Source organism: Streptomyces sp. NPDC037421 (genome assembly GCF_055602105.1).
In genome coordinates, this window is sequence record NZ_JBVJWV010000028.1 from 20,440 (window position 1) to 30,126 (window position 9,687).

The window sequence follows — 9,687 nt, forward strand, 5'->3', positions numbered from 1 at the left end:
CCGACCCGGCCGGCCGCCCCTCGGCCGGCGGCGTGCCGGACCCCGTCCGGCGGGTGGGGGCGGCGGCTACGGGCGCCAGGGGACGCGGTGTTCGGCGAGGTGGGCCAGGACCGAGTGGTTCGCCTCCCAGCCGTCCGGGAACTTGACCGTCACGCCCAGCTGCACCGGCTCCGTCGACGGGTGGTCGTCCAGCAGCTCCGCTATCCCCGCCCGGGCCACCACCACGCAGGCGTGCCGGTGCCGGGAGGCCAGGACGCACAGGCGGCCCGTCTCCAGGTGAAACGCCGTCGCGTCGGGGCGGCCCGACAGGGGGTGCAGGACCACTGTGAGGTCGTACTCGCGGCCCTGGAGCCGGTTCGCCGTGTCCACCGTGACCCCCGTGACGCCCAGCGCGGCCAGCGCCGTGCGGACGGCCGCCGCCTGGTCGCGGTGGGCGGTGCCGACGGCGATGCGGTCCGGGGTCAGGGGCGAGGGGGCCGGGGACCGCTCGTCGGAGGTCACCGCACCCCGGTCCAGGGCCCGGCGCACCACCAGCGCCACCGCCCCCACCGCCTCCGGGTCCGTGCGCGGGGTGTGCCGCGCCGGCAGCTCCAGCAGCCCCCAGCCCGACGCGGCGGCCTCGTCCAGCACCCGGTCCGGGCCCGAGCCGTCGCCCGCGACCCCGTACGCGAGACGGCGCTCGCCGGGTCCGGTGCCGCTGCGGAACCGCGAGTAGGGGTAGAAGGCGCGCGAGACCAGCGGTGCGGCCGTCGCCGGGAGCCGCCACGACACCGGCAGCCGGTGCTGCGGCAGTTGCGGGTTGTGCGCGAGGAGGGTGGAGACCGCCGACGCCGAAGGGTCGTACGAGAGCCCGGCCCACTGCTCCGCGCCGACCACGCTGAACGGGTCCAGCTGCCCCGGGTCGCCCACGAACAGCGCCCGCTCGAACAGCCCGGCCACGGCCAGCAGCGCGTCCGAGCGCATCTGGTACGCCTCGTCGACGATCGCGTGCTCCCACGGCGCGTCGGCCTTCACGTACGCCCACTTCGCGGCGGTGGAGATGGTGACGGGCAGCTCGGCCAGGTCCGCGGGCTTGGCGGACAGGGTGACCGAGGGGAGCCCGCGCAGCGCCGGGTCGTAGGCGTCGCCGTCGCTGCTGTGCAGCCGGCCCACCTTCAGCTCCGGATCCTTCTCGGCGAGCCGCAGCACCAGGTCGTCCACCTGCGCGTTGGTCTGCGCGACCACCATCAGCCGGCGCCCGGCCGCGGCCAGCTCCCGGGCCGCCCGCACCACGAGCGTCGACTTGCCGGCCCCCGGCGGGGAGTCCACCACCACGCCCCGCTCGGTGCCGTGCAGGGTGTCGTGGAGGATGGCGGCGGTGGCCCGGTCGGCGGCGGCGCCCGGGTCGAAGGCGGTGGTCACAGCAGGTCCTCGTCGGTCACGGCGTCCAGGGCGGGGGCGGTCGCGGAGCCCGGCGGGCCGCCGTGCGTCCACGGGGTGTGCTCCGGGTCGGGCAGCTTCGGGCCGCCGCGCGCGTCGTGCTCGAAGAGGGTCCAGCAGTCCCGGTCGCCCTTCTCCGGCACCGAGCCCGCCACCGGCTCCCGGCCCGCGCCCATCTTGTCGAGCACGCGCAGCACCAGCTGCCCGTCCTCCTCGTACCGCACGAACTCGAAGGACTGCTGGCGTCCGTCCAGCGAGCGGAACACCTTCCCGCCGCCCCCGTCCGCCAGCTGCGGCAGGTCCTCGGTGGCCACCGTCACCAGCGGGCGCGGCCGGGGGCGCTTGCCCTCCGTCCACTCCATCAGCACCTCGGTGACCTCGCCGGCGAAGGCCTCGCCCGCGAACCGCCGGCCCGCCATGACGAGGGGGTCGTCCAGCGCCTCCTGCGCGTCGAGGCGCACCTGTTCGGTCTCGCGCGTGGCCAGCTTCTGCGCCGCGGTCACCGCGTCGTCGCGGCGGGGCTGCGGCGGCTCGCCCGCCCGGACCCGGTCGCGGTGGCCGGTGAAGGACCAGCGGTCGCGGGTCCAGCGCTCCTCGGTCCGCTCGCCCGGCGGCAGGGCGCGCATCAGGTCGACCGCCGCCCAGGTGTGCCACCAGGCGGTCTCCATCTGGCTCAGGACCAGCCGCCGGATCGCCCGCTCGGCGAGGCGCGCGCCGTCCCCGTCGCGGGGCTCGCCGGCCGCCCGTGCCGCGTCGAACCTCGCGATCGCCGGCGCCAGCAGCTTGTTGTCGAAGGCCGGGTCGGTGGCCGGGCCGGCCGGCGGGACCGCCAGCTGGCCGTCCGCGTCCCGCGCGAGCTCCACGCGCAGCGCGAACTCGGCGCCGCAGACGCCCTCCGGCGGGTCGATCCAGCCGAGCAGCGCCCCCAGGTGCTGGTCCTCCAGGTTGCTCTGGCCGGTCGCCCAGTGCCGGCCCAGCAGCTCCGTCGCGGACAGCAGCATCGAGGAGCCGGGGACCCGGGAGCGCTCGGCGAGGTGGGTGAACCAGCGGCCCAGCAGCGGCACCTGGGTGGGCGCCGGATACGGGTTCTCCGGGTCCTCCTCGGCGGTCCGGCGGAACCGCATGGACCGGCCCAGCAGGCGCACGTACTCGACGCCCGCCCGGCTCGGCACGAGGATCTGCGGCGCGTCCACGCACAGCTCGGCCTCGACCTTGGCCTTCCTGCCGGTCTCCGGGTCGGTCTCGGTGCGCTCGGCCGGCTCGACGACGTCCGCGTACGAGTCCACGTACGCCATCACGTGCACGGCCAGGTCGGCCAGGAACCGCCAGCGCAGGTCCCGGTCGCGCGGCTGGGGTATGACGAAGATCCGCGGCTCGTGCCGGTCGGTGCCCAGCATCGCTCCGAGCGGGGCCCCCGCCTCACCGGCGGTGGTCAGGGGTACGAAGACCAGCGGCTCCGCGCTCAGGTGGCGGTGCCGCACGGTCGCGAGCGGCTGGGCGCGGCCCGCACGGACCGCCTCCAGCCGGGCCAGGGTGCTCAGCAGGGGCATTCGGGTGTCTCCGGGGCCTCGTACGGGGGTCGGGCGGCGGCCGACGCCAGCGCCTCGGCGCGCAGCCGGGCCGCCTGGCGCAGCGCGGCCGCGGTGGGGTCGTCGCCGGGGCCGTCCGCGTGGCCGTCGCCGGAGCGCGCCCCGGCGGCCGCGGCGAGGGCGGCCTCGACGGTGGCCAGGCCGCCCAGCTCCCCGCGTACGGAACGGCCCAGCACGGCCGGCTCCCCGGCGTCGCGGGCCCGCTCCCGGCAGTGGAAGGCCAGCTCGCAGGCGGCGAGGCATTCAGGGGCGTAGGCGGCGGAGACCGCCGAGACGGCCTCGGTCAGCTCGGCGGCGGGCCGGGCGGGATCGAAGCACAGCCCCTGCGGCAGCCCCGCGGCCAGCTCCTCCACCCGGGTCAGCCGCTCCAGCTGACGTCGGGTCACCGACCGCTCCCGGCGTACGTCCACGAGTGCGGCGGTGGGCAGGTTGGAGAAGTCCTTCGGGCAGACGAGCAGCACCTGGTGGCCGACCTCGGCGCCCTCCAGCTTGCCGGCGGTCTGCTCCAGGGCCAGCACGTAGACGGCGGCCTGCCGCGCGGCGGCCCCCACCTTCGCGGCGTCGGCGGCCCCGTCGATCATCGGGAACGACTTGATCTCCACCACGGTCCAGCGGCCGTCGGGGTGCACCACGACGGCGTCGGGCTCCAGGTACGCGGGGGTGCCCGCCACCTCCAGGGCCAGCATCGGATGGTCCAGCAGCGTCCACGTCCGCGCGGCGGTCGCCTCCCGCAGGGCCAGCGCCGTCCGGGCGGCACGCCCCTCGGGCCCGGCGGCGGTCAGGTCCGGCACCCGGGAGTCCGGCCCGGGGGGCTCGGCCGCGCCGCCCAGGCGGTCGTGCGTCAGCCGCAGCAGTTCCGCTCCGCCGTCGCCCTTGACCCGGGCCTCGAAGGAGTTGCCGCGGACGATCGCGAACTGCGACTGCCCGAAGGCGGCGGGGGAGCCCAGCGCGGCCGCGAGCGCGGTCTTGTCCACCCCGGCGCCGTCGAGCAGGGCCCGTCTGCCGCAGCCGGGGTTGGCGGCGAGGGCGGCGAGCGCCCGTGCGTCGAGCGGGCGGGGCGGCACGGCGGGGCCGCGCAGGTCGGCGAGCCGCTGCCGCAGTGTCGTCTGGGGCGGGCCGTCGGGCGGGTAGGAGCTCACGGGCGGAAGTGTCCCATCCGCCACTGACAATCGTGGTCATACGGCGGAAACGGTCCGGTCCCCCGCCCGAGGTCCGGCCGGAACACCCGTCCGTCCACGTCGGGGATGATGGACGGACGGTGAACCCCCACGGACCGGGAGAAACACAGATGGCCCCCCGCATCCTGCTGGCCCGCCACGGCCAGACGGCATGGTCCCTGCTCGGCAAGCACACGGGACGCACGGACGTGCCGCTGCTGGAGGAGGGCAGGCTGGGGGCGAAGCGGCTCGGCGAGCGCCTGGCCCGCGAACCCTGGGCGAGCCTGCGCGGCCTGGAGGTGCGCACCAGCCCGCTGGTCCGCGCGAGCGAGAGCTGCGACCTGGCCGGCTTCGGGGCCCAGGCCGACCCCTGGGACACCCTCATGGAGTGGGACTACGGCGACTACGAGGGCATGACCCCGGCCGAGATCCAGGCGGTCCGGCCGGGCTGGCTGATCTGGCGCGACGGGGTCCCCGGCGGCGAGTCGGTCGCCGACGTCTCGGCACGCGCCGACGAGGTCGTGGCCTGGGCCCGTTCGGCGGAGCGCGACGTCCTCGTCTTCGCCCACGGCCACATCCTGCGCACCCTGGCCGCCCGCTGGCTCGGCTTCGAGGCCTCCTTCGGCGCCCGCATCCGCCTGGACCCCACCTCCCTGTCGGTCCTGGGCTGGGCCTACGGCGCCCCGGCGCTGGAACGCTGGAACGACACGGGTCACCTGGAGGGCTAGGGGGTGTCCGCCGGATCAGGGTCGGACGGCCCCTAGGGCCGCGGGGAACTGCCCGACCGGCCACGGCCGGCCCGCGGCCGAAGGACGACGCCTCCCCGCGGAGCGCCCCGGCCGCACCACCGGCGACCCGCGGCGCCCGCGGAGCGCTACGCCTGCGCGTGCCGGGTGAGGAAGGCCCCGACGCGCGGGGAGCGCTGGTGCGGGACAAGCGTGCGGGCCGTGCCCGCCAGCATCGACCGGATCCGGGTCGAGCGGACCTCGGCCAGCAGGTCCAGCACCCGGCCGCCCGCCCAGGCCGCCTCGTCGGGCGCGCCCGCCCGGGCCAGGTCGTCGGCGAGCTCCGCCGTGTAGAGGGCGACGTTCCGCGCGAAGTGCGGGTCCTGGAGGTCCGCCGCGCGCCGGGCGTGCCGGGCCGCGCGGGCGTGCTCCCCGAGGGCGGCCCAGCAGCGGGACTCCAGCGACTCCAGCTCCGCCTCGCCGAAGAAGGACATCCACTCCGGGTCGGCGGCCGATCCGCCCCGCGCGAAGTCCGCGTGCGCCCGGGCCAGGGACTCCTCGCACGCCCTGCGGTCCCCGAGCCCCGCCCAGCCGCCGGCCTCCCGCAGCGCCAGCAGCGCCAGCAGCCGGGGTGAGCCCAGCGAGCGGGCCGCGCGCCGGCCCGCCTGGGCCGCCCGTACCGACTCGCGGTGGCGGCCGCGGTCCCGGGCCAGGAAGGCCATGTTGCTGAAGGCGTGCGCCTCCAGCGCGGCGTTGCCCGAGACCCGGGCGGTGGCCAGGGCCTCCGCGTAGTGCGAGCGGGCGTCCTCGAAGCGGCCCGAGTCGTGCGCCAGCCAGCCCACCGAGACGGCCAGCTCCCCGGCCCCCGCGTGCAGCCGGTCCTCGGTGGACTGCCGGGTGGCTCCCGCGTCGAGCAGCGCGTACGCGGTCTTCAGGGGCTGCGCCGCCCGCCGGTAGAGGGCGTCGGCGCCGTGCCGGTCGTCCAGCAGCCGGATCTGGCGCACCGCGTCCTCGACCGCGGCGGCCTCGGCCTCCCCGGCGCGGGAGGGGATCCGGCGGCCGTCGCCGAGCAGGGTGAGGCTGAGCGTCGCGGCCGCCACGGTCGCCGAGCCGCCCGTCATGAACGCGCGACGCAGCACGTCGCTCTCCTTGGAACGCTGGAGGAGGTGGGTGAAGACCGGCGGCGCGGGCAGCGCGCGCTGCGCCCCCCTGCCGCGCACCGCCTCGCGCGGGGAGAAGCCGAGGTCGGCCAGGGTGCGGCCGGGGAACATCTGGAGGAAGACCCGCTCGTAGGCGTAGTTGGGGCAGCGGATCTCGCCCGACTCGACCCGGCCGATGTAGCGGGCGTCGCAGGAAACCGTTTCGCCGATCTCCCGGGCCGCGCGGCGGACCATGGCCGCGAATTCGGCGGGGGAGTGCTGTCCGCGCAGCCGGCGGAAGGAGGAGTTGGGTGAGTGGGGGGACGCCGCCATGGACGTGTGCCTCTCTGGACGATCCCGGGTGTCCCGCAGGACCCCTTTCGATCCCTGTCGATCTCGCTCCGGAGTCAGGGCTCCGGCGCGCATGAACGTACCGCCAGCGGCGGGTGCTTCATACGGTGTTTGGCTACAAAACGGATATCTCACCCGCGATCCGCCATGAACTGCCATCCTTTGCGGCGTCTTGCCGCCGCACCCGTTGACGCTTCCGTGCGTTGAACCCATGCGGATACGGATCGAGGAGGGGTTCCCCTTGGTGGAGGCCGGCATGGACAGCATCGGAACGAACACCGCGCCCGGACCCGGCGTGACCTCCCCGGCCCCGGACCTGGTGACCGTGCCCACCCGCCAGGGCCTGGAGGCGGTGGACATCATCCGCCGCGGCGCCGGCCAGGCCGCCCCCGGGGTCGGTCCGGTACTGCACGACGGCTCCGGCGACACCCTCGGCTTCCTCGTCCCGCCCGGCACCGCCGACGCCTGGGACCTGCCCGGCAGCGCCTGTACGCAGACCAACGGGCGCGGCATGCGCTTCGGCGACGCCGCCGTCTCGCCCACCTCGGGAGGTACGGGCTGGCTGCTGCCCCCCGAGGCCGTGGGGCCGGTCACCGACCCCGAGGTGCTGCGCGCCGCGCTGGGCGAGGCGGCCCGGCTGATCGAGGCGGCCGACAACTGCCGCTGAGGCGCTGACCAGCCATAATGGTGGCGTGGCAGGCAAGAGCAAGGGCAGCAGGGGTAGCAGGGGCGGCGCGATACCGGCCGCCGGACCGGTCGCCGGGCAGGTGGGCGGCGGTCTGGCCGAGCTGGCACCGGACCGCGAGCGCTCCCGCGCCTGGACCCTGCTGATCGACGGCGCCCCGCAGTCCCACGTGGACCTCGACGACCCCGGGTACCTGGACTTCGCCTACCAGCGCCGGATCGGCCACCTGATCGACCTGATCGCGCCCGCCCGGCAGCCCCTGAACGTGGTGCACCTGGGCGGCGGCGCCTTCACCCTGGCCCGCTACACGGCCGCCGCGCGCCCCCGCTCCACGCAGCAGGTGGTGGAGATAGACGGGGCCCTGGTGGCCTTCGTACGGGAACACCTGCCGCTGGACCCGCAGGCGCGGATCCGCGTACGGGCCGTGGACGCCCGGGCGGGGCTCGCGAAGGTGCCGGACGGCTGGGCGGACCTGGTCATAGCGGACGTGTTCAGCGGGGCGCGCACCCCGGCCCACCTGACCAGCGAGGAGTTCCTGGACGACGTACGCCGGGCGCTCGCGCCCACGGGGTGGTACGTGGCCAATCTGGCGGACGGCCCGCCGCTGGCGCACCTGCGGGGCCAGGTCGCGACGGCCGCCTCGCGGTTCGGGGAGCTGGCGCTGGCGGCGGATCCCGTCGTCTGGCGGGGGAAACGTTTCGGCAATGCGGTGCTCGTGGCCTCCGACCGGGAGCTGCCCGTGGCGGAGTTCACCCGCCGCGTGGCGAGCGACCCGCACCCCGGCCGGGTCGAACACGGCCGCGCCCTGGCCGACTTCACCGGCGGCGCCAGCCCGGTGAAGGACGCCTCCGCCACCGCCTCCCCGCAGCCGCCGCCCTCGGTCTTCCGCTGACCGGTCAGGGCCTCACGGGTCGACGGTCTCCACCACCGGCGGGTGGTCGTGCCAGGTGCAGAACACCGACACCTCGCGGCTGCCCTGGGTGAAGGTGACCCGGATCCAGAAGTCCTGCTTCCACACCTGCATCCGCCAGCCCGCCTCCGGGGTCGCCGAGACCAGCCCGGCCGAGGAGGCCCCGAGGTCGAACACGACCCGGCCGCCCGACACCGAGTAGCTCTTCACCGTGCCGGACCCGCCGCCCTGGCCGCCCTCCGGGTACGGGCGCTGGCCGGGCGGCGGCGCCTGCTTCGACTTCGCGGGCGGGGAGGCCGCGGAGCCGGCCTGGGCCGTCGCGGACGCCGATGCCGTCGGGGACGCGGACGGGGAGGGGGAAGGCGCCGGTGCCGGATCCGGCCCCCGGCCGGAGGAGGGCAGCGGCGTGGCGTCCGGCGCCCTGGCCGTCAACGGCACCGCGCGCGGGGGATCGTAGGCGGTCCCCGACATGACCGTGTGCACACCCCACCACGACAGGGTCACGGCGGCCGCGGTCGCCAGCACCCAGGCCATGGCATGTACAGGTCCTCGTCGCATCAGGGCACATACTGCACCACACGTCCCAGACCCGTCCCGGCACCTCCCCGGGTCCCCCGGATGGACTACGGTGCGCCCATGGCTAGTGTGCTCGTGGTCGAGGACGACCAGTTCGTGCGTTCCGCCCTCATCCGGCACCTGACCGAGGCCTCCCACACCGTGCGGAGCGTCGGCACGGCCCTGGAAGCCCTGCGCGAAGTCGCCCACAACCGCTTCGACGCGGTCATCCTCGACCTCGGACTGCCCGACCTCGACGGGTCGGAGGCCCTGAAGATGCTGCGCGGGATCACCGACGTGCCGGTCATCATCGCCACCGCCCGCGACGACGAGGCCGAGATCGTCCGGCTGCTCAACGACGGCGCCGACGACTACCTGACCAAACCCTTCTCCGTCGAGCACCTCTCCGCCCGGATGGCCGCCGTCCTGCGCCGCGCCCGCGCCGCCGCCGGCGCCGAACCCCCCTCGCGCGTACTGCGCGTCGGCGGGCTCGCCATCGACCCGCTGCGCCGCCAGGCAGAGCTCGACGGCGCCGTACTCGACCTCACCCGGCGGGAGTTCGACCTGCTGGCCTTCCTCGCCGGCCGGCCCGGGGTGGTCGTGGCCCGGCGGGAGCTGCTCGCCGAGGTCTGGCAGCAGTCGTACGGCGACGACCAGACCATAGACGTGCACCTGTCCTGGCTGCGCCGCAAACTCGGCGAGACCGCCGCCCGGCCCCGCTACCTGCACACCCTGCGCGGGGTCGGCGTGAAGCTGGAGCCGCCGCTGTGAGGTGGACGCCGTGAGATGGGCGCTGGTCAAGGTGTGCCTCGCGGTCACGACCATGGTGGTCCTGGCCTTCGCGGTGCCGCTCGCCATGGTGGTGCGGGAGATGGCCAGCGACCGGGCCTTCTCCAACGCCGAGCGACAGGCCGCCACCATGGGGCCGACCCTGTCCATCACCACCGACCCCGCGCAGCTGCGCCGGGCCGTGGAGTCCACCGAGATGGGCGCCGCCGGACGGATGGCCGTGCACGTGCCCGCGATCGGCGGCGCCGCCGCCGTGGACATCGGCGAGGGCCGCGGGGGGGGGGGGGGGGGGGGGGGGGGGCGACAGCCCGGGGGGGGGGGGGGGGGTACGGGATTGACGGCATCTCACAAAGGGGCGGGAGACCCCC

Annotated in this window: 9 protein-coding genes and 1 pseudogene; 5 read left to right on the plus strand and 5 right to left on the minus strand. The window is 76.1% G+C overall.

From position 1 onward, the window contains the following. Positions 1 to 66: 66 nt before the first annotated feature. From ACZ7IF_RS30065 to ACZ7IF_RS30075, 3 genes are read right to left on the minus strand one after another with little or no spacing between them, the layout of a single operon-like run. On the minus strand, positions 67 to 1,401 hold the full coding sequence (locus tag ACZ7IF_RS30065) for an AAA domain-containing protein (RefSeq protein WP_470977765.1): 1,335 nt from the start codon (positions 1,399 to 1,401) through the stop codon (positions 67 to 69). After that, positions 1,398 to 2,969, minus strand: coding sequence for a hypothetical protein (locus tag ACZ7IF_RS30070; protein ID WP_470977767.1), 1,572 nt, complete (start codon positions 2,967 to 2,969; stop codon positions 1,398 to 1,400). The genes ACZ7IF_RS30065 and ACZ7IF_RS30070 overlap by 4 nt, the downstream gene beginning before the upstream one ends. After that, positions 2,957 to 4,177: a hypothetical protein gene (locus ACZ7IF_RS30075; protein WP_470977769.1), complete on the minus strand. Its 1,221-nt coding sequence runs from the start codon at positions 4,175 to 4,177 to the stop codon at positions 2,957 to 2,959. Before ACZ7IF_RS30075 ends, ACZ7IF_RS30070 begins: the two co-directional genes overlap by 13 nt. Positions 4,178 to 4,296: 119 nt before the next feature. Between ACZ7IF_RS30075 and ACZ7IF_RS30080 the strand changes: the two genes are divergently transcribed. Beyond that, positions 4,297 to 4,893, plus strand: coding sequence for a histidine phosphatase family protein (locus ACZ7IF_RS30080; protein WP_470977771.1), 597 nt, complete (start codon positions 4,297 to 4,299; stop codon positions 4,891 to 4,893). Positions 4,894 to 5,039: 146 nt separating this feature from the next. On the opposite strand, the gene ACZ7IF_RS30085 is transcribed toward ACZ7IF_RS30080, so the two are convergent. After that, positions 5,040 to 6,362, minus strand: a complete 1,323-nt coding sequence (locus ACZ7IF_RS30085) for a tetratricopeptide repeat protein (RefSeq protein WP_470977773.1) — start codon at positions 6,360 to 6,362, stop codon at positions 5,040 to 5,042. Between the two features lie 274 nt (positions 6,363 to 6,636). Here ACZ7IF_RS30085 and ACZ7IF_RS30090 point away from each other — a divergent pair, with 274 nt between their 5' ends. Together ACZ7IF_RS30090 and ACZ7IF_RS30095 are read left to right on the plus strand one after the other, a co-directional pair. After that, entirely contained in the window at positions 6,637 to 7,047 is a 411-nt protein-coding gene (locus tag ACZ7IF_RS30090; protein ID WP_470977775.1) for a hypothetical protein, read from the plus strand. A 25-nt stretch (positions 7,048 to 7,072) separates the two neighbouring features. After that, positions 7,073 to 7,957, plus strand: coding sequence for a spermidine synthase (locus ACZ7IF_RS30095; RefSeq protein ID WP_470977778.1), 885 nt, complete (start codon positions 7,073 to 7,075; stop codon positions 7,955 to 7,957). Positions 7,958 to 7,969: 12 nt separating this feature from the next. On the opposite strand, the gene ACZ7IF_RS30100 is transcribed toward ACZ7IF_RS30095, so the two are convergent. Continuing rightward, positions 7,970 to 8,533, minus strand: a complete 564-nt coding sequence (locus tag ACZ7IF_RS30100) for a hypothetical protein (RefSeq protein ID WP_470977780.1) — start codon at positions 8,531 to 8,533, stop codon at positions 7,970 to 7,972. A gap of 78 nt (positions 8,534 to 8,611) precedes the next feature. Here ACZ7IF_RS30100 and ACZ7IF_RS30105 point away from each other — a divergent pair, with 78 nt between their 5' ends. Both ACZ7IF_RS30105 and ACZ7IF_RS30110 read left to right on the plus strand, forming a co-directional pair. Continuing rightward, positions 8,612 to 9,301, plus strand: coding sequence for a response regulator transcription factor (locus ACZ7IF_RS30105; protein WP_470977782.1), 690 nt, complete (start codon positions 8,612 to 8,614; stop codon positions 9,299 to 9,301). 52 nt (positions 9,302 to 9,353) lie between these two features. Continuing rightward, positions 9,354 to 9,687: pseudogene (locus ACZ7IF_RS30110) on the plus strand (two-component sensor histidine kinase); the annotation flags it as partial.